Origin of the sequence: Saccharothrix luteola, assembly GCF_020859565.1 — a bacterium.
Lineage (GTDB): Bacteria > Actinomycetota > Actinomycetes > Mycobacteriales > Pseudonocardiaceae > Actinosynnema > Actinosynnema luteola.
Map to the genome: position 1 here is coordinate 122,461 of NZ_JAJHUO010000007.1, position 18,447 is coordinate 140,907.

Consider the following 18,447-nt stretch of genomic DNA (forward strand, 5'->3'; position numbering starts at 1 on the left):
GCAGATATTCGAGCAGTATGGGTCACGCCAGTCTCGGTGGCGGTGGGAGGGTGTGTCTACCGGGGGACCGGGTTCGACCCGGCTTCCCTGCGCATCGAAGCGGGATCGCATCCGCCCGGTGGGACTGGCGGCTATCTTGTGGGAGCCGTGGCGCGCCAGACCACGAATCGCCCCGCCGATCGGCCCGCGGACACGGCCAGGGTCTTCAGATTCACCGCGGGCTCGGGATAGCGCGGTAGCGGCCAGCGGCCGATGCCGCCGTAGTCGGCCGTCACGGCACCGCCGAGGCCGGGTGGGCGGTGGTGTTGGAGTGCACGGCCAGCGCATAGGCCAGGCCGCGCTCGGTCAGCACCAGACGGAAGGTGGTCGTGTCGCCGTAGCCCGCGTCCGCGACGACCGATCGGGAAGGCAGGCCCAGCCGGTGATCTCGTCGAGCATGTCCAGCACCAGCCGCCACTTCCCTCGGTGCCGGACTGCGTCCGGGATCGCGCACCGGTCCGATGGCGAACTTCAGGTGCTGGAGACCTGGTCGAGGCGTCGCACAACCGAGCAGGGATTGGAGCATGCTTTGCGATGACTATGCCGGTGCAATTCCTTCCGATTCGGTGTTGTATGACGTGGGGTCCCTACGGACGGCGTTCAAGGACAGTGGGGTCGACCGTGTAGGGGTGGTCCGGCAGAGCAATCCACGCCGTGTCCCTGACCTCTTTCACTTCTACCTCAACAGGTCGGAAGGTGGCCCCGGCCAACACTGGCGAGTGGCGTATGACGTCGTCGAACACGACTCGGGACACGATCATCGCGACCACTCCGGGCGAGGAGGTCAAGGCTTCCTTCAGCGGAGCTGCCTCCAGCAGGCGGAACGCGGTCGTCAGCTGTGTGGAAGTGACCCCGTACGTGTCGAAGGCGACCTCGCCTGCGTGCAGGGTGAGACGCAGACGTGTCTGTGCCGCGTCGTGGCTGATGTCGTTGCGTGATCGCACCGCCCGCGCCAGGGCCTTTGGCAGCACCTCTACCAGCGGTGCCTTCGGGTACTCGGGCGGCACGAGTACAAGTACCCCATCGCCACGGTCCTCGTGGTAGCAGGCGTCCCAAGGCACCCCTGCCGCCGCCAGCGCCTCGACCAGTGCGGCGTACAGTCCCTCCCTGGTGCCAAGCTGGTGGGGAAGTGTCCGGTCGGGTGCACAGAAGCCCTGCACATCCACGATTACCATGGTTCGATGAACTGCGTGCCAGCCTGTCCTCGCCGAGGCGTCTATCAGAGCGCGATTTCGGTAGAGGGATCGGTGTACGGGCAGATCGGGCTGGTGCCACGGCGCTGGCAGACCGTCGGGACCGATGTTCTGGTTCAACACCAGGTGTAGCAAGGCTTGGAGGCGGCGGAATGGCTGATCCGTTGGCACGGTGATGACGTAGGCAAGAAGGAACAGTGTGACCACGACGGTGATGATCAACAGCTCCTGTAACAGGCGGCCATCAATGATCAGCGCACCGATAAGCCCTGCGCTGAGTGTCGCGGCGAGCGGATCGGTGCACCTCCGTCGAGGTGGCGGGTTCGACGTCATGCCCTGCTACAGCTTTGGCCCGGATGTTGACGCCGCTTTAACAGGTGATCGATGGCGTGCATGCAACAACCTCGTCGCGGCCGCGGGGAAGATTGTGACCGCGCACAGGTGTATCGCAAGGTCTCAGCGGGCCGCGACGTTAGTCGCCCGAACCGATGCGCAGGAACGACTGACGCACTGAGTCGGCCGCCACGATCTGGGTGACTGCCCGGCTGGGCGGCTCACCCCCAGCCCGGGCTGTGTGCAGCTCGTTCATGGCGGCGAACGGGGTCCGCTCGGGCACCGTCGTGACGGCGCCACGACGACCGCCGTACCCTCGGCGACGAGCAACCCGTTGGCGAACCCGAGCGTCCTGCGCCGACACGCGCTCGCCGTGCCCTGAAGTACGACCAGGACGGGCGATTCCTCCAGTTCGCCGATCTCGTGCGCGAGCAACGCGCCGTTGACGAGTACGACCTTGGAGATCCGGTTCGTGCTCCCGCTGCGCGTCGCGCTGGCTCACGCCGGAATGAGGGTGACCGGCACACGACCACAGACCACGTCCGCCGCAACGAGCAGCTACGCTCGGTCTACCTGCAGCCGACAGTGTCCAAGCAGAGATGATGGCCCTGAGGTACACCGCCAGTTACCCACCGGGACGCCACCCGAATCGGGTCTTCACAGCGGTGACCGCGACGAAGATGTTATGTAGTGAATGACTAGAGGTTGAGGTCGATCCAGACTGCGGCGTGGTCGGAGGCGCTGTGTCGGGATGAGGTGATCTCGGGGTAGATGTCCCACTGTTGCGGTGGGTTGGTGTTGTCGGGGTCGCCCCAGAGTCCTGTGCGGAACACTCCGCCCGTTGTGGTGAGGTCGGCGAGTTCGGGTGAGACGAGGATGTAGTCCAGGCGGTTGCGCAGGCTGCACGACTGGAACGTGCCGGGGCGTGGGCCGGTGTCGAAACCCGGCAGGTCGGCGGTGTCGACCAGCGGTGTTCCGGGGCCGAGGAGTGGTTCAAGGGTGGGGTGTTGGGGTGGGGTGTCGTTGGTGGGGCCTTTGTTGAGGTCACCTAGCACGGCGACGAGTTCGGCACCGTCTGTACGGAGCCGGTCGTAGATCTCGCGCACTCGGGTGGCCTGCCTGCGGCGTAGGGGGTCGGGGTCACCGCTGGAGAACGACTGGCTCTTGAAGTGGTTGAGCAGCAGGAACAACTCGCGTCCGCCGGGCAGTCGCAACTGGTAGACCGGGCAGTCCCGGCTGAATAGCGCACGCCCGGTGTCGGACTGTGGGTCGGGGTCATCGACATGGCTGTGCACCGACTCGATGGATACTCGGGCGGTGGTCATCAGGCCGACGTCGATGCCGCGCGGGTCGTTGCCGTCGACCAGCATGGCGTGGGCGTAGTGGCGATCGAGCAGGGCGGCGTTGAACCGCACCAGCGAGGGCCGGTGCTCGGCCTCCACCAGGCACAGGATGTCGGCTGCCACGTCGTTGATCACCTTGGCGGTCATGCGGGTCGCGTTCTCGTCGACCGGCTCGGTGATCAGATCGACCCAGCCGATCCAGTCACCACGCCCGCCAGCCACGATCACGGCGTCACCACCGGCGGGTTGTTTGAGGAAGTCGCCGCGGTTCTCCCGCAACAACGCCCACGCTTCGAACGGGCGGGGATTGAGCACCAGCCGCCCGCTCTGATCACGAACGAGCACTTGAAGAATCTCCAGGGCCTGCAGCATGTCCTGCTTGTCGTCGTCGGTGTAGACGGTCTTGGCGGACAGGGTGGTGAACCGGCCGTAGGCAGCCAGGACCGGCTCGCCCTCAGCCCACGTCGTGGTGTCGAGGGCCTTGGCCCGTTCGAACAGGTTCTCGACGTTGAAGGTCGCGAGCCGGATGGCCATGACGACGTCCTCGATTCGCAGCGGCGGCGATGCGGTGCGCCACACCGGACAACGCCGACGCACCACGGTGTCTTACCTCTCCCGTCGCCGACAACGTCAGCCGGGTTACAACTTTCACCCAAACGAGCTAATTCTCAGTCGGAAGTTGATACGGCTCCGCCACAGGCGTATTTCGGCCTCCGCTAATCCTGTGCGCCGGTTACCAGACTCAGGGAAACCTGCGTTCTACGACCGACGGATCCACCGACCCGCGTCGGCAGGTGCACAACCTTCGCGTGCTCGCCAAGGCAACAGTCACCACAGGAGCGACCGACCAGGCCGCAGTCCTGTCCGAACTGGCGGAGTCCGTCGCCCGCACGATCTCGAACCCTCATCAACGTCGGAAAGCGATGGAGCGGTCCACCGCGCCCGGGCGAGCAGCGGTACCACCACAGAATTCCTGGCACGGGCCCTGGCCACCGATATCGCCGCGGACCAACCGCGCCCGCGTACTCGTGGCCCGGGCGTTCGTCACCGGGCGCTGGACCACCCCGATGGCTGCCCACGCCATGATCGAGCGGTCAGCGCTCACGCAGTTCGCGGCCCTTCTCATCACCTCACACCGCCACGTGTGATCGTGCGCCGCCGCGCCGCGGAGTAGACGCGGTGGTACCCACGCCATCTCACCGCTCTGGTTGTGCAGAGCCAGGTCAGAGGTGGCTTGGTCCGTGTCGCGGGGCGACGAGGGTGCACGAGTCTGGTCAGCGTTGGACCTGCACGCCGAACTCAACGAACGACAACGCACAGAATGGCTCCCCACCGCCCTTGGGGATCCAGCGCTGTTCTCCCTGACGACGTCCGGTGTCCCGCTTAGGGTGTGTGCGACCGCACGTCGTGATCGACCACAGGCCGGTGCCGACCCGGACTGCAGTGCCGGATACCGCGCCGTCACCGCTGGCACCGCAGGTGCCGTCGGATCGCAACGGCCGCGGCGGGTAGCTGCGGTTGATGGAGCCGGGGAGCACCGATATCTCTCGATCCCGTTGCGGCGCAGGAGAGGGGTCCTACGGGGTCAGCGGGTCCGGCGGCGCAGGGGGTCCTCGAACCACTCGTCGTCATCGTCGTCCGGGCGGGTGGCGGTGGTCCGGGACTCGGCGGTAGTTGGCCGGTCCGGCGGCAGGGTGGGGAGCACGCCGAGCTGGACCAGTTCCTCAACGCTCGCCGGCGGCACCCTGCTCAACGATCGGAAGGCGGCGGAGACCTCGCGGTCGAGGGTGCCGTGGAACAGCCCGTCGACGATCTCGCGCCAGGTCAGCTCACCGCGGTCGATGCGCGTGACCACCTGCCGCCACTGCTCGGTCATGGCGTGGCCGAGGATGTACTTCTTCATCCGCTCGACGTCCTCGTCCGAGGGTGGTTCCTTCTCGTCGAACCGCTGATCGAGCTGCGCGGCCTTCTCCGCGAGCCCGCGGCCCAGGTCGAGCGCGTAGTTGGCGCGGGCGTTAAGCTCTCGCTCCGCCTGGTCCATCTCGGGTGTGTACAGGTCCCGGTCCGAGCGCATGCGTACGACCTCTACTTCCCTGCTTTTTCGGCGATCTGGTCGAGTTGGGTCAGCGAGTCGTCGGCCTTGTCGATGTCCTGCTCCAGCTGTTTCTTCTGCTCGTTCAGCGCGGTGGCGCCATCCTCGATCGACCCGGCTGTCGCCACGGCGTCCGAGAGGCTGTCGATCTCCGGGATACGCGCGACCGTGTCGACGAGTTCTTCGAGTGTGTTGAAGTAGGCCCGCATCGTGTCGGCCATGTTCCGCAAGGCGTCGAACAGCTTCAACACCGCCGGGACCATCTCCACAATGGCCTTGATGTCGTCGATCAGGTCGTCGATGTCGATTCCGAGGACCTTGCCGAGCCACTTGCCGATTGATTCGACTGCGGTCCAAGCCCAGCCGACGACCGGGAGGGCTTTCGTCGCGATCCGCCTGGCCGCACGGAGGATGACTTCGATGGCGTTGATCGCGGTCTGGGCGATACTCTTCGAGACCTCGGCGATCTTGTCGAAACCGGCCGCGACAAACTTGCCGAGCTGCTCGCCCGCCCAGACCGCGCCCTTCTTCCAGAAGACATCGAGGAACTGCGTGAAGGCCACCGCAGCGTCACCCCGCCAATGGCCGGTGGCGAGCGTGGTCCCGTTGTGCAGTAGGTTCTCGGCGAGAAGACCGAGATTCGCGCCGACGCGCTGCCACGCCTCGCCGTTGGCCGAAATGCTGTTGTAGTTGCCGGCGAGCGGCGAGATGAGCGAGTCCGTGAACCCCTTCCCGCCATCGACGTTGAACTCCGACCAGATCCAGTCGAGCACCTTCAGCGACACATCGAGCTTGAGGTCATCCGAGTACTTGGTGTCCGGCCGGTCGATATCACCGATGTCGAGCTTCGTGCACTGGAACTTCGAGTGGCCATCCGCAGTGTAGTCCGCGTAGCCGTAATCCGCACCGAAGGTGATCTCCTGGTTGGTGTCCCCGTTCAGCTTGTTGTACTCGAACAGCGAGGTATTGCGGTCGTCGACGTGACCGTAGTCCTTGGCCGCCGCGCGCACGCTGTCGCCGAGATCGCAGAGCTTGCGTTGCATGAGGCTGAACGCCGAGCCGACGAGCAGGGACGCCGGGCCGTTGACGATCTCGCCGAGTGGTTCGAGCACCCCGGTGAAGCCGTGGTCGCTCATGCCCTCGTCGCGGGCCAGGGTCTCGATGGTCGGCAGGGTGTAGCCAGCCTCCGCTCCGAGGTAGCGGCCGAAGTCGGCGACCGCCGACTCATCAACTTCAAATGCCACTTCTCGACCTCGATTTGTCGTCGCAGGTATCCCGCATGCCGGATTCGGTTTGCCGCAGCGCGTGAGTATCGCGAACACGGCACCTCCGCTCAAGCGCGAGGAATGTGATGATCCATCAGAAGACCGTCTGTTGTCGAAACGTCTGGGCAATCAGGCGCAGATCATCGCCGAGTCCCGGAGGGAACGGACAAGCGGACCCGAGTGTCGATCACCTGCGGGGTACCGAAGCAGTTGCGGTGCCGAAGCTTTACGCTGCCGACGACAGCCGCCCGTCCGCAACCCGTTCGGCCTTCCGGGCCCCATCCTGGCGAACCGCTCGCGGCCCCGGCGCCGCTCTGCCCACGCTCCGTTCCGGCGACAGCCCGAGGACGCGAGCGAAGGCTCGATGGCCGACGGCATCCTCGACCCGGACGGCGCGCGCGGCCGGCGGTACGGAAAGACCGCATCGACGAGATCGCCGCCGACGCCTGGCAGCTTGGCGCCCTCGCCGCTGCCCGTCGCCGGGCTCCGAAATCCCTGGGACAACCGGCTACCGAACGCCGTCCACGTCATCCCGCTCGTGGCGGGCTTCGCCATCCTGGGCTGTACCGGTGGTGGGCAGTACGCCGCCGCAGCCCTCGTACGTCCCTGCCAGGCCGGCCCAGGTCGGCGCGATCTATCGCAAGGCGTGATTCACCTGGCCGGAACGGTGATCGGCCAACTCCTCGCAATCCACGTCATGCCGGCCAAGTTGGGGCGCTCGCCGACGCCCCGGCGAGTTCATTGCCCGCGGTGAACGCAATCGTGGACGAACAAGTCGTCGACTCTGCGGTAGCCCCCTATCGACCCGCGCACAGCCACCAGCGCCGCTGTGGTCACTGGTGATGGATCGGGCCAACGCACTCATATCCAGGCGTCCGTCTTCACGGTCTCGTCCGACGCCGACTTAGTTGGCGTTCTGCGCGCGCCAACCCGTACCCACGGCCAACTGGGCCGATCGCGCAGTGCTTGCAGCGTTGACACGACGCCTTACTCGACCCTGCGCGAGCACCGATTGGTGTACCTGGCACCGTCCTACGATGGTGCCAGCGTCTGGTCGCGCAGAAGCGGACCCTCCAAGCCTGAAGGACGCCCAGTCGACGATGCCGTAGTCGCGTTGATCGAACGCCTGGCGTAGGCGAACACCGGGCGGAACTTTCGCCAGGTGCAACAGGAACACCTCCTGGGTGACCATGCCACCCTTCGGGAATCCGAAGGGTGATCAACGAAGCCGGGTTTGCACACTCCCACGATGGCCACACAGATGATCAGCACACAACCAGCGGGCGTACCGACAAAGCTGCACATGCGTGATAGAACGTCACATTAGCCTCGCTTGAACGAAGACCTCGCACTTGAGATACTTCGGTGCGATCCGTCGACACGCCTGATTAGCGACCGATCGACTATTTCGTTGCTTCTGCCCGTATTCCACCTGAAGATGGAAAGGTGAAGCCACATGACGGCGGTCAAGGTCGATCTGGACGCGGTGAGGCAGGCAATCACCGCGTATGCTGCCATCGTCATCAACCTGGCGTCCATCCATGGGGACGGGGAGGCCATGACCCAAGTGGAAGCTCCCGGCCAGGACGTTCCTAGTCAACTATACGTACAGGCGGCCACACAACGGGGCGCGAGTTGCCAACAAGCCAACGTGCTCCTGCGTGACGCCCTGCAGGAAAGGATCGACAAGCTCAATTCGGTTGTGGAAAAGTACAATGGAACAGAACAGTCGAACTCCGACTCGTTCACAAAATGACTGACCGAATGCGCACTCATATTCTGGTCGCGGCCAGCCTGCTCGCGGCGACCTCGGTCACGGGCTGTTCTGCAGAGACCCAGGGAACACCTACCCGAGTCACCGAGGCCACCGGCAGTCCGACGAGCACGTCGACCGACAACGGCACGACGGAGCACGGGGCACCCAGGGTGAAGAACCCGGTCGATTTCAGCGCCACGGAAGTGGACCCCTGCAGCGCCCTGACCGCCACTCAAGTGCAGACCCTCGGCCTAGCCGGAACGACCGGCAAAGACGACAGCAGGGCTTCCGGCAAGGCCTGCATGTGGAGCGGTTTCACAGGACCCAGCGGCCTGATCGTCAGCTTGAGGTTCGTTGCTGGCAGCGGAGGTTTGGACAACCTCTACAACCTCCGGAGCAGTTACAAGCTTTTCGAGCCGCAGTCGGAAATCCAAGGGCTCCCGGCGGCGCTCGTCGCCGTGCTCGACAACCGGGCACGCGGCGAGTGCGGTTTAGCCGTAGGCCTCACGGATTCACAGCACATCCTCATCACTGTCATCTCGCGGACCGGCGCCGACCCCGCCCCGAGGATCGGCGAGCCGTGCGTCGTGGCGCGAGAAGCCGCAGACCTCATGCTCACGACCATCAAGGGGGGATCCTGATGAACGCGACTCCACCGCCTGATCCCGAGGACGAGACGCGAGCCGAAGGGATGTCGGGAAAGCAGATTTATGACCTAATGACGACCGGCTCCGGGGCCGGTTCCCTCTACAGGGCCGCGTACACGGCCGCCGAGGTCGCGGGCCGGTACGCGGACATCGAGACCAGGCTCAGCAGGATCAGCATCGCCCTCGGCGAGGAGTGGACGGGCTCGGCGGCAGACGCGGCCAGTCTGGCCTTGTCGCCGATCAACAAGGCGATGCACGACCTCCAGGACACACTGCACCGCTTCGATCGCTCGACGGGGAACCAGTCCTACCAGTTCGACTTCAGCCGCGGTCAACTCAGGGACATGCCAGGGGAGCGCCCTGGCTTGAGCTTCTGGGACGGCATGACGATCTGGGACACCGATACCGAGGACGCGGTCAACAAGTACAACGCCGACGAAGCCGAGAACCGGCGGGTGTATGCGGAGTACCAGGCGAACAGTCGGGTCAACCGGAGTGAGTTGCCGCCGCCGATCCCCAATGTGCTCGTGCGCGATTTGGACTTCGCCGACGGCAACGGTGTGGTGGAGAGCGTCGCTTCAGTCGTGGGGAGCGTCGCCTCCATAACGGGGAACGTGGGCTCCGCGGCGGGGAGCGTCGCCTCAGTGGTGGCGAGCGTCGCCTCCGTAGTAGGGAACGTAGGCTCCCCGGACGGCTTGCAGCCCTTCGGCACTCGCGGGTACGCGGACGGTTACACACCGCCTCCCCCGGTCACGGACACTACATCCACCAGTGCCGTCACGACCACAACCACCGAATCCCACGACGGGCAGTCAGGACAACGCTCTACCGGCACCGCCCCGATCACACCCGCCACGACGTCGGCGGGTCTCACATCGAACGCGCCTCCCGCACGTCCCGCATACCCCGGCAGCTCCGACATCCACGGCCGTGTCGGCGCCCACGCGGCGGAACGACCCGGAACGGGGAACAGTGGTCCGCACGCTTCTGCCTCCGGCGGCGGAGGAGGCCGACTGGGTGGTGCGGGACCGCTGGGTACCGGGGCTCAGGCCGGAGTGTTGGGGGCGGAGCCCGGTCGGACTGCCAGCTTCGGAGCGGGGTCGACGCGGGGTGTCGCCGCACTCGGGTTCGCGGGTGGGGCAATGTCGGGCGGGCCGATAGGCGCTACCACCGGACGTGATCAAGGCGCGGAGGACAGGGAGCACGGCACTCCCGAATACCTCGTCACCGAGGAGCACGGCAACGAGATCGTGGGGCCGATGCCGATAGCCTCGCCACCGGTGTTGGGTGGATGACGTTGCTTCGTGCTCCTGTCAGCTTGACCGAACTCGCCTACGACGTCCTGTGGAGGCACGACAACAACGGTCGGCAGCACACCGCGCTCACCGTCGACTCGCCCGGCGCGACGCACACCGAGCGGGAACGCATCGTCCGGTCCGTCTTCGAGCACCTGGAACGGGACGGCTTGGCCGAGCGGGGTACACCACACCCGGAGTTGCGGTCGGCGTTGGCACTCGTCGCCAACGCCGACACCGAGTTCTACGGGTGGCTCGCCGACGGTCCCGGCCAGCCGCGCACGGTCGTCACCTCAGCAAACCACCGTGAAGCGGTCCTGGTGGAGCGCGACGCCGGCATGCTGCGGTTCAGCCCGGCCACCCCGACCCACCCGGCAGAAGCGCTGGTCGGCAGGCTTCCCCCATCCCGCGCCGGACGCGGGCTCTCGCTCAACGTGCGCAGCAGCGACGTCGACAACCCGGACAACCTCGACGCCCGCACCCTCCGCCGCCTGATGACCGAACCACGCACCGGTCTGGCCAAGCTCTACACTGCCCGACGCGACAGGACCGGCAGAATTCGTCGCGCGGAAGGCTTCCTGACCGTCCTGGACGTCCCCACGGGCCGGTGGCTCATCACGACGGAGACCGACACGGCCGGACAGCGCTGGGTGATGGTCAACCCCGGCACCGACCAGACAATCGTCCGACACCTCTACAAGCTCAACAACGCCATCTCATAAGCCCTCCAGCACAACGCGCCTAGCTGCGACCTGCAAGGAGCGAGCCGCGCCGCTACGTGACGAGACGGTTGTCGAGGCCAGCGGCGCGGAGGTAGCTGTCGGCCAGTGCCTGCCGCCAGATCGATCTATCATGCAGGTTGACACCGCGCGCAGCGGGGTATCGCTGCGTGTTCATGGGGTCCTCGCGAGGGTCCGGCCGGGTTCCGGTGCGGGGTTGCGGGGTGTGAGGGTGTGCAGGACGCGGTTGTGCCAGGTGAGGGCGAAGCGGAGGCAGTTGGATTCGCTGCGGTGGCTGGGTGTGCAGCCGGTGGTGTAGCGGCCGGTGAGGCTCCAGGATGCGGAGTCGGAGCTGGTGATGGTGTCGGCGTAGCGGGTGAGGCCGGTGAGTTTGACGCCGAAGCCGTGCAGGCGGAGTGCGCGTGTGGCCAGTGAGCGCATGATGCGTTCGACGTCGGTGGTGTGTTGTCGTCGGCAGACGCTGCCGACGCCGACCAGGGGCAGGGTGGCGAGGTCGATGCCGTGTCGTTCGTACAGGTCGGCGCAGCGGTGGTAGTCGGCGGTGGATTGTCCTTGCAGGACGGGGATGATCGGGAGGTCGGGTGCGAGGTCGCGCAGCCGGAGGTAGTTGGCGACGGTGCGGTGTTGGTGGGCGTGCAGGCTCAGTCCGGTGCGGGCCAGGACGTGGGGTTCGGTCATCCAGTCCTGGGGCGCGGCCCAGTCGAGGTGGCCGATCTCGGTGGCGTAGCGGCGGACGGCGGCGGCGTAGGTGGTCGCGTCGGTGCGCCAACGGCCGTGCAGGGACAGTTCGGTGAACCCACCCGAGTCCAGTGCCCATCCTGTGGTGGCTCGGGGGAGGGTTCGGCGGCCAGCCAGGCGGCGGTGGCTGACCAGGAGCGGCACGCCGAGGTCGAGGGCCAGCCAGGCCGGTTGGTGGGTGCCGAGGTAGAACTTCATGTCCGCGCCGTCCGGCGGCGCCGACACCGGGCGGTGTGCAGGGCTGCCAGGGTGAGGACCGTGGCCGCCGCTTTGCCGGTGATCTGACCGGGCAGGGCGGCGAAACTGCCGAAGGCCAGCGGGACGAACAGCACGCTGTCGACCACCAGCCCCGCCGCGTTGGACGCCGCGACCGCTCCGGTCCGTGTGCGGTGGCGTAGCCGGGTGTAGACGAGTGTGTCGAGGACCTCGGAGACGGTGAACGCGACGACACAGGCCACCGCGATCCGCGGCGAGGCGAACACGGCCGACAATCCGGCGCCGGCGATGATGCCCGCTGTGACCCCGCGGGATCCGCACCGGTCGTGCACCAGGTCGCGGAGGGTCAGACCGATCCCGACGAACAGCGTGCCCGCCGGCAGCAGCATCCCGCCCACGGTCAACGGCGGCCAGTGGACTGAGGCGATGTTGGCGGCGACGACGGAGAACAGGTAACCGGCAATCACCGCGACAGCGGACCCTACGTGACGCTGTGAGGCCGTCGGACCGGCTACCGTCCCCGGCCCGGTCGTCTGGAGCTGCTGGGCCGTCGTGGTGTTCACGCCGCACGCTCCCCGGACCCGGTGTCGGTGACCGGCCGGCCGGAGCGGCACGACCAGGGCGAGCAGCCATCGGGGTCGCTGTCGTCGTCGTGCGTAGGCACCAGCGTGAGCGACCGCGGGTGCCGTGTCGTCTTCGGTGGCGCGTCGAGGTCGACGTGGTCGAGCGGGATGCAGGAGCGGTGCAGGAAGTACTGCCCGCGTAGCTCCTGGCCGTGTGCGGTGGCGTGGGGGTGGCCGTGGCGGATGGCGCGGTCGAACTCGACGGCTTCCGCCCAGCCGTGCGGGTCGTGGTCGCGGATCCAGCGCCAGCCTGTGGTGCCGTGGAACGGGCAGCCCACGCAGGCGGATTTCACCGTGTCCCCGAAGCCCCGCTCGGCGAGGAACTCCACGCACGTGGCGCGGTCGAAGCCGAGGTCAATCAGGGGGAACACGTTGCGCAGGAACCGCACGCCGGAGTCCTTGGCGCGGGTGAACTCGTCGGTGCTGATGCCGATGGCCTGCTCGGCGTACACCCCGCGCGGAACCCGGCGTGGATGCGGATGACCCAGCAGTTCCCGGGCGGCTTTCTTCAAGGGAATGATCTTGTATTCGCTGGTGCACTGCCGGCGTGCGAGCCCTCGGGAGCCGTCGGGGTTGAGGGTGTGCAGAGGCATGGAGACGAAGCGGTGCTTCGGGTCGAGGGCGTCGACGCGGATGTTCCCGGCCGAGACCCGACGGACCGGGATGCCGTGGTTCCCGGCGTGTGCGGTGAGCCGTTCGAGGTTGGCGTAGACGGCGCGGGGTTCCCAGCCGGTGTCGGCGAACAGGGCCGCGTCGAAGCGCGGGATCTCGCCCTCGCAGGCCAACAGCAGCACCGTGGTGCTCTGCACGCCGGCGCCCAGTGACAACAGTCGCAGGGCGGGCCCGGGATCGGGCGCCGCCGGGTTGTGTGTGGTCACGCCGCAGCCACCTCCGTGCCGGTATCGGGCCGGTGGTCGGCGTGGATGAGTTCGGCGAGGTCGTGCAGCAGCAGCGACACTGCGTGGGCGGCCTGCTGGGGGACGACGCCGTTGCCCAGCGCGCGCAGCTGTGCGGTGCGGGGCAGCGGGAGGTCGGTGACCCATCCAGGCGGGAGGCCCATGAGGTGTTCGACGAAGGCAGGGGCGAGTACCGGGCGGCGGTGGTTGCCGGGTTGGGTCGGGTGGGGTGTCGGGCGGCCGAGCACGGTCTCCCAGCGGCGGATCGCCGCTTCGTAGACGCCCCAGTCCACCGACGGCGAAGACGACCGGACCGTCGGATTGTCGGTGGGTCCGCCGTCCGGTGAGGGCGCTGTTACGAGCCGGCGTCGCCGCTGTGGTTCGTGGCCGGGGTGAGCAGGCTGATCACCGCGGAGGGCAGCATCAGGTCGCCCTTGGAGCCCCGCTGGGCCGGGCAGCCTTTCGTACCGTCCGTGGCGCGCGGTGTCGGCAACAACCACTGCGGGTCGGCCAGCGGGAGCACCTGCTGTGACAGTGGCGGCCGGAACCCCGTTCCCGCCGCGCGTCCCGCCGTTCCTGTGTCCGAGGCTCGCGGTGTCGGCAGCAGCCTCGCCTCGTCGGGCAGCGACGGCCCACCGGTCCGCGTCCGGTGCGTGCAGTTCTTCGCATCCGACGCCGTCGGCGTGGGTAGCAGACGTGTCGGGATCGGACGGGCGGTGGCCGAGGACACGATCTCCTGGTCCCCGGTGGCAGCACGTCGTGTCGCGTTCCCGGTCGGTCGTCGATCGGGTCCTCGCTGCGGGGAGCGTCGTGAGCAGTCGGTGGGTGGTGTGGGTGGTGTCGCGGGGCCAGGCGAGCAGGAACACGCGTTCGCGGCGGTGGGCGGCTCCGACGTCGGCGGCGCGGACGCTACGCCATGCCGCGTCGTACCCCGCTTCGGCCAGGTCGCCGAGTACACGGTGGAGCCCGCCGCCTTTCCAGCGAAGCGCGGCGACGTTCTCCAGCACGACGAGCGCGGGTCGTAGTATGCGAACGCCCGCCACGATGTCGGTCCAGAGGCCACTGCGGCGCCCTTTCTCGATGCCCGCGCGTTTGCCGGCGGCGGAGATGTCCTGACACGGCCACCCGGCGACGAGCACGTCGACGGGCTCGACCGCGGCCCAGTCGATGTGCCGCAGGTCGCCCAGGTTCGGGATGCCCGGCATCCGGGCGGCGAGGATCCGGGCGATGTGCGGGTCGGGGTCGGCGACCCAGGCGATCCGGCCGTCGCCGAGAGCGGCCAGCACGCCGAGGTCCAAGCCGCCGTGGCCTGTGCACAACGACCCCACGACCGGACCGGACCCGGTGACCGCGGTGAGCGTGAGCGGATGTGCCGCACACGCACGGGATGGGCGATGCGGACGACCCGTCATGCCGCCCGCCTCCGCTCGCCCATGTCGGCGATCCGGTTCACCGAAGATCGCGCGGGGCGGAGTCGTCCGACGTCGGTCGTGGTCGCCGTAGGCCCGCCGGCGGTCTTGTGCAGGGCGGTGCGGAACACGAGGACGTCTTCGTGGGCGATGAGGTGCAGCGGCAGGCCGGCTTCGCGTTGTTTGCGGATGAAGTCGCGTTGGAAGAAGCTGCCGCGGGCGACCAGGTCGGTCTCGGCGGCGCGGGCCAGCAGCGCGACATCGCGCTCGACCGGGATCAGGCCGGCCGCGCGTCCGCAGGCGAGGATCTGGGAGGGCAGGTCGATCAGTTCGGCGTGTTCGCGCCAGGGGCGGATGGTGATGGCGATGTGCCCGCCGGGCTTCAGGAAGGTGCGCAGGGCGGCGAGGATGCGGGTGAACCCGGCCAGCAGCCGGTGGTGGCCGATGTTGGCGAGGTTGCCGCGGTCGAGGGTGTTGCCGTAGAGGTGGTGGTACTTCTGCACCCCCGCGCCGGGCGCGACCGACACCTGCCCGTGGGTCGACGGCCCGTAGGGCGGAGACGTCACCACCAGCGCCGCCCGCCCGACGTACTCGTCCGGCAGCAGGGTGACGAGCTGTCGGGCGTCGCCGTGGAACACCCGCGCGTCGTGCTCGATCCCCTGCTCCCGCGCGAGGTCGAGGTTCGCCGTCGCGACCTGTACCCAGTGTGGTTCGTACTCCACGCCCACGGCGCGGCGGCCGAGGCGGACGGCTTCGACCAGGGTGGTGCCGATGCCGCACATCGGGTCGAGCACCAGGTCGCCCGGCTTGGTGTAGTGGGCGACGGCGTGGCGTACGACCTCGGGCAACATCTTGGCGGGGTGGGCGGTCGACTCGGCGGTGTAGGTGTTCTTGCGCTGGGCCGCCGGTGACGTCTGTGCGGTGGTCCATACCGAGACCGCCGGCGCGTCCGTCCGGCTGTCGCGGGCTCCGCGTCCCGAGGTGGTGTCCACCGCCTTGTCCACAGGGATGGGCGACGTGTCGAGGGTGGTGGAGTTGTCGTCGGCGGTGTCGGCCGCATCAGCGACGGCATGGCGGCGGTCCGGGTCGTTCGTCACGGATGTGCCTTCCTCGCGATGCGGTCCGGGGTGGCTGAAGTCGGGATGCGACGCGGCGCTCATCGGAGGTGCCCGTCATCCGAGGGCATGTCCGCCGGCGATGACAGCGGTGGCCGGTGGTCGTGTGGCTGGGCGAACACGAGGACGTCGGAGTGGATGCGTCGATGCGGCGCGGGCAGTCCGCGCACCAGCGCGCGGTGCACTGTGCGGGCCTGGCTGTCAGGGCCGCCGACGTCGTGTGAACCGCCGTCGACGTCGGCGTCGGACAGGTGGAAACGGCCGTGCTGAACGGGTGCGTGCACCGCGACGATGTGTTGGAGGTAGAGCAGGTCGGCGTTCTGTCCGGCGGAGACCACCGCGCCCGTCGGGTCGGTCAGTTCACCCGTCGACCAGTCACAGTGCGTGAGTACCGCGAGGATGCCGCCGACCCGCAGCAGCCGGGCGGCGAACAGTGCCACGCGGTCGGCTCCGTGGCCGCCGGAGTGTTCCGGGCGCAGGCTGGTGATGATCAGGTCCGCGCCGTCGGTCGGCTGCGGCGCCGTGTCCGTCGTGGACGGTCCGACAGCTGCCGTAGGTGGGTTCGGGACGGTCACGGGAGCCGGGCCGGAGCCGCCGATCAGGTCTGCCCAGAACGGTTCGGAGGCTGGTTCTGTCGCGGTCGGATCGACCGGGACGTGTTGCACGCGCGCGGTGCGGCCGAGACGTTCCACGGCGTGCACCGCGTCGGCCAACTCGGGGTCCGGCTCGGTACCCGGCGCGTGGTCGACGACGCCGTCACAGCCCACCGGGGCGAGCCTGCGCCGGTGGTCGGTCGGGGTCGGCCAGGCCAACAGCACGACGTGTGCGCCGGGCTCGCTGAACGAGGTGACGACCCGCTCCACGAGCGCCGCGGGCCACGTGGCGTCGAGGTCGATCGGGGTGGTGCCGGCGGTCCAGACGGTCGCCGGGGTGGGGGTCGAGGACGAGCCGCGCGAACGGGGGCGAGCGGTGCCGGCGGTGGGCTTGCCGAGGCTGACGCGGGTCATGGTCGGAGCCGTCGGCCAGGGTCGGCGGTCGCCGCCCCGACGCCCACCGGGTCGGGTCGAGGCCGGGTGGGTGGAGTCGGCGCGCCGTCGGGGCGAGCGGCGACCGGACTGATCGGGTTGGGTCACGGGTGTCCCCTTCACGAGGGCTGGGCGCCCGCCGTTGCGAAGCGCTGATGACATCCCTGAACTCCGAAATACCGGCCCATCGGGGACACCCGACCGTCGACTTTCCTGCCGCTTCAAATCCACGGGAAGCGGCGGAGCGTCGCGCGCGCATGCGCGCACAGAACCCTTTCCCGACGCCCGAAGAGACCGACGGCGAGATTTCCCTTCGGTCGACTTCATCGTCGACCCGCACAGCGTCACGTCCGACGGTGCGCAGGTTAGACCTATGACCGAACTGGTACCGAACGAGTACCGAGGTCGCATACTCGCAGGTGGAGCACTACTACCGCGATCCGCGGGTTGATCTTCGCAGCGGGCCGTCGGGAGATCCGCGAGGGCGGTCGCCGTGCGATGTGAACCGGCGATGGAGAACGGTCGGCGATCGTCGGTACCTGTGCGGTATTAGCGCGGTACCAGTTCGGTAAGCGGTTGGTACTACCTGTTGTGGCGTCCTGGGCTGGTCGTTGCTTGTCGACTCGCTTCGGGAGCTTTCATGAGTTCACGTGACGCCATTCCGTGTTCTGGTTTCGAGCGTGGTTCGATGCCGTTGGACGCCGCCAGGTCGGCGTTCGAGTGGCTGGTCGCCGGACCGTGTCCGGTGTCGGTCGACGGTCGGTTGTTCCCCGGTCTCCCCGCGCGCCGGGTGCCGCTGAACGAGGTGCGCGACCGGCTGCTGCGCCGCCGCTGCCCTCAGTCCGTGCGCGACGCGGTGTGGGCGCACCTGGTGTTGCTGGCCCGTACCGAGGGCGGCACCTGGACCGTCGGGTGCGTGGGGGTGGCGTTGCCGGCGCTGACCGTCATCGCCGCCACGCTGTCGGCGAAGTTCGCCGGTGACCCGAGCGACATCCACGCCGCGGTGCTGGCCGGGTTCGTCGCCGAGCTGGGCGGGATCGACCTGCGCCGGCCGCGCATCATGCTGCGGTTGCGGTGGGCCGCTTACCGCGCCGGCCATGCGTGCGTGCGCGAGGCGCTGGACGCGCCGGTGCCGTCCGGGCACGCGGGCGAGGGGTTCCGCTCGGCGATGCCGCCGCCACCGTGGGGCCATCCGGACTTCGTTCTCGCGCGCGCCGTCGCCGACGGCGCCATCACCGCCGTCGAGGCCGAACTCATCGGTGCCACGCGCTTGGAGGGCGTGTCCCTGGCCGATGTCGCGGCCGAGCGGTACATGTCGTACCAGGCGGTGAAGAAGGCGCGCCAGCGTGCCGAGCGTCGGCTCGTCGCCTACCTGCGCGACGACGTACGGGACGCCGGTCCGCACGGGTGCGACGTGGCGACGCAGGTGGCCGACGCGGTGACTATCACCGCTGCCGAGGACGTGAACGCCCTCGCGGTCCCGTCACGCACCGTCACCGCTGCGGCGGTGGGCGGTGCACCGGTTCTTCGAGGCCGCGTGTCCCCGCAGGGCCGGTTTTCCGGAGTTCAGGAGTGCGGGGCGGCCCCAGTCATCCCCGCGCCCACCGCCTCCACGCCCGCGCCGCTGCTGCGGCGGTCGGGTCCGACTCCGGGAGCGTCGCGATGCGCCTGACCCGAACTCCAGCCCGTCCTCACACCCACCGTCCGCTCGACGCCCGCCCA

Annotated in this window: 15 protein-coding genes and 1 pseudogene; 5 read left to right on the top strand and 11 right to left on the bottom strand. The window is 68.3% G+C overall.

Annotated features, from left to right (window positions below):
• Positions 1-69 precede the first annotated feature (69 nt).
• The 5 genes and pseudogenes from LNK82_RS48590 to LNK82_RS11830 all read right to left on the bottom strand — a co-directional run.
• A pseudogene (locus tag LNK82_RS48590) lies at positions 70-495 on the bottom strand (transposase); the annotation flags it as partial.
• 131 nt (positions 496-626) lie between these two features.
• Positions 627-1,565: a hypothetical protein gene (locus LNK82_RS11815; RefSeq protein ID WP_230566992.1), complete on the bottom strand. Its 939-nt coding sequence runs from the start codon at positions 1,563-1,565 to the stop codon at positions 627-629.
• A gap of 698 nt (positions 1,566-2,263) precedes the next feature.
• Entirely contained in the window at positions 2,264-3,442 is a 1,179-nt protein-coding gene (locus tag LNK82_RS11820; protein WP_230566993.1) for an endonuclease/exonuclease/phosphatase family protein, read from the bottom strand.
• Positions 3,443-4,493: 1,051 nt separating this feature from the next.
• Positions 4,494-4,982, bottom strand: coding sequence for a hypothetical protein (locus LNK82_RS11825; protein WP_230566994.1), 489 nt, complete (start codon positions 4,980-4,982; stop codon positions 4,494-4,496).
• Positions 4,983-4,993: 11 nt separating this feature from the next.
• Positions 4,994-6,244, bottom strand: a complete 1,251-nt coding sequence (locus LNK82_RS11830; protein ID WP_230566995.1) for a hypothetical protein — start codon at positions 6,242-6,244, stop codon at positions 4,994-4,996.
• A 1,477-nt stretch (positions 6,245-7,721) separates the two neighbouring features.
• Here LNK82_RS11830 and LNK82_RS11835 point away from each other — a divergent pair.
• Genes LNK82_RS11835 through LNK82_RS11850 form a run of 4 tightly spaced genes read left to right on the top strand, consistent with a single transcriptional unit; the run spans position 7,722 to position 10,685 of the window.
• Entirely contained in the window at positions 7,722-8,021 is a 300-nt protein-coding gene (locus tag LNK82_RS11835) for a PE domain-containing protein (RefSeq protein ID WP_230566996.1), read from the top strand.
• Complete coding sequence (locus tag LNK82_RS11840; protein WP_230566997.1) at positions 8,018-8,662, top strand: DUF3558 domain-containing protein; 645 nt, start codon at positions 8,018-8,020, stop codon at positions 8,660-8,662. The genes LNK82_RS11835 and LNK82_RS11840 overlap by 4 nt, the downstream gene beginning before the upstream one ends.
• Positions 8,662-9,963, top strand: coding sequence for a hypothetical protein (locus LNK82_RS11845; RefSeq protein WP_230566998.1), 1,302 nt, complete (start codon positions 8,662-8,664; stop codon positions 9,961-9,963). The genes LNK82_RS11840 and LNK82_RS11845 overlap by 1 nt, the downstream gene beginning before the upstream one ends.
• A 23-nt stretch (positions 9,964-9,986) precedes the next feature.
• The gene (locus tag LNK82_RS11850; RefSeq protein ID WP_230566999.1) at positions 9,987-10,685 is read left to right on the top strand and encodes an ESX secretion-associated protein EspG; all 699 of its coding nucleotides are present in this window, start codon (positions 9,987-9,989) and stop codon (positions 10,683-10,685) included.
• A 171-nt stretch (positions 10,686-10,856) separates the two neighbouring features.
• Here LNK82_RS11850 and LNK82_RS11855 read toward each other — a convergent pair whose 3' ends face one another.
• From LNK82_RS11855 to LNK82_RS11880, 6 genes are all read right to left on the bottom strand, one after another.
• The gene (locus LNK82_RS11855; protein WP_230567000.1) at positions 10,857-11,639 is read right to left on the bottom strand and encodes a deazapurine DNA modification protein DpdA family protein; all 783 of its coding nucleotides are present in this window, start codon (positions 11,637-11,639) and stop codon (positions 10,857-10,859) included.
• The gene (locus LNK82_RS11860) at positions 11,636-12,124 is read right to left on the bottom strand and encodes a VUT family protein (RefSeq protein WP_230567001.1); all 489 of its coding nucleotides are present in this window, start codon (positions 12,122-12,124) and stop codon (positions 11,636-11,638) included. Before LNK82_RS11860 ends, LNK82_RS11855 begins: the two co-directional genes overlap by 4 nt.
• A gap of 92 nt (positions 12,125-12,216) precedes the next feature.
• Positions 12,217-13,158 carry a hypothetical protein gene (locus LNK82_RS11865; RefSeq protein WP_230567002.1) on the bottom strand — a complete coding sequence of 314 codons (942 nt, stop codon included), beginning with the start codon at positions 13,156-13,158 and terminating at the stop codon, positions 12,217-12,219.
• Complete coding sequence (locus LNK82_RS11870) at positions 13,155-14,474, bottom strand: DNA cytosine methyltransferase (protein WP_230567003.1); 1,320 nt, start codon at positions 14,472-14,474, stop codon at positions 13,155-13,157. Before LNK82_RS11870 ends, LNK82_RS11865 begins: the two co-directional genes overlap by 4 nt.
• A gap of 110 nt (positions 14,475-14,584) precedes the next feature.
• Positions 14,585-15,745: a TRM11 family SAM-dependent methyltransferase gene (locus LNK82_RS11875; protein WP_230567004.1), complete on the bottom strand. Its 1,161-nt coding sequence runs from the start codon at positions 15,743-15,745 to the stop codon at positions 14,585-14,587.
• Positions 15,742-16,707 (bottom strand): hypothetical protein, encoded by a 966-nt coding sequence (locus LNK82_RS11880; protein WP_230567005.1) that lies wholly within the window; start codon positions 16,705-16,707, stop codon positions 15,742-15,744. Before LNK82_RS11880 ends, LNK82_RS11875 begins: the two co-directional genes overlap by 4 nt.
• Positions 16,708-17,413: 706 nt before the next feature.
• Between LNK82_RS11880 and LNK82_RS11885 the strand changes: the two genes are divergently transcribed.
• Complete coding sequence (locus tag LNK82_RS11885; RefSeq protein WP_230567006.1) at positions 17,414-18,397, top strand: hypothetical protein; 984 nt, start codon at positions 17,414-17,416, stop codon at positions 18,395-18,397.
• Positions 18,398-18,447: the final 50 nt, after the last annotated feature.

Bases quoted from the DNA above. Each gene is read 5' to 3' on its own strand.
- LNK82_RS11875 (WP_230567004.1), bottom strand. From the start codon at position 15,745: ATGAGCGCCGCGTCGCATCCCGACTTCAGCCACCCCGGACCGCATCGC.
- LNK82_RS11840 (WP_230566997.1), top strand. From the start codon at position 8,018: ATGACTGACCGAATGCGCACTCATATTCTGGTCGCGGCCAGCCTGCTC.
- LNK82_RS11815 (WP_230566992.1), bottom strand. From the start codon at position 1,565: ATGACGTCGAACCCGCCACCTCGACGGAGGTGCACCGATCCGCTCGCC.
- LNK82_RS11885 (WP_230567006.1), top strand. From the start codon at position 17,414: ATGCCGTTGGACGCCGCCAGGTCGGCGTTCGAGTGGCTGGTCGCCGGA.
- LNK82_RS11825 (WP_230566994.1), bottom strand. From the start codon at position 4,982: ATGCGCTCGGACCGGGACCTGTACACACCCGAGATGGACCAGGCGGAG.
- LNK82_RS11855 (WP_230567000.1), bottom strand. From the start codon at position 11,639: ATGAAGTTCTACCTCGGCACCCACCAACCGGCCTGGCTGGCCCTCGAC.
- LNK82_RS11880 (WP_230567005.1), bottom strand. From the start codon at position 16,707: ATGACCCGCGTCAGCCTCGGCAAGCCCACCGCCGGCACCGCTCGCCCC.
- LNK82_RS11820 (WP_230566993.1), bottom strand. From the start codon at position 3,442: ATGGCCATCCGGCTCGCGACCTTCAACGTCGAGAACCTGTTCGAACGG.
- LNK82_RS11845 (WP_230566998.1), top strand. From the start codon at position 8,662: ATGAACGCGACTCCACCGCCTGATCCCGAGGACGAGACGCGAGCCGAA.
- LNK82_RS11835 (WP_230566996.1), top strand. From the start codon at position 7,722: ATGACGGCGGTCAAGGTCGATCTGGACGCGGTGAGGCAGGCAATCACC.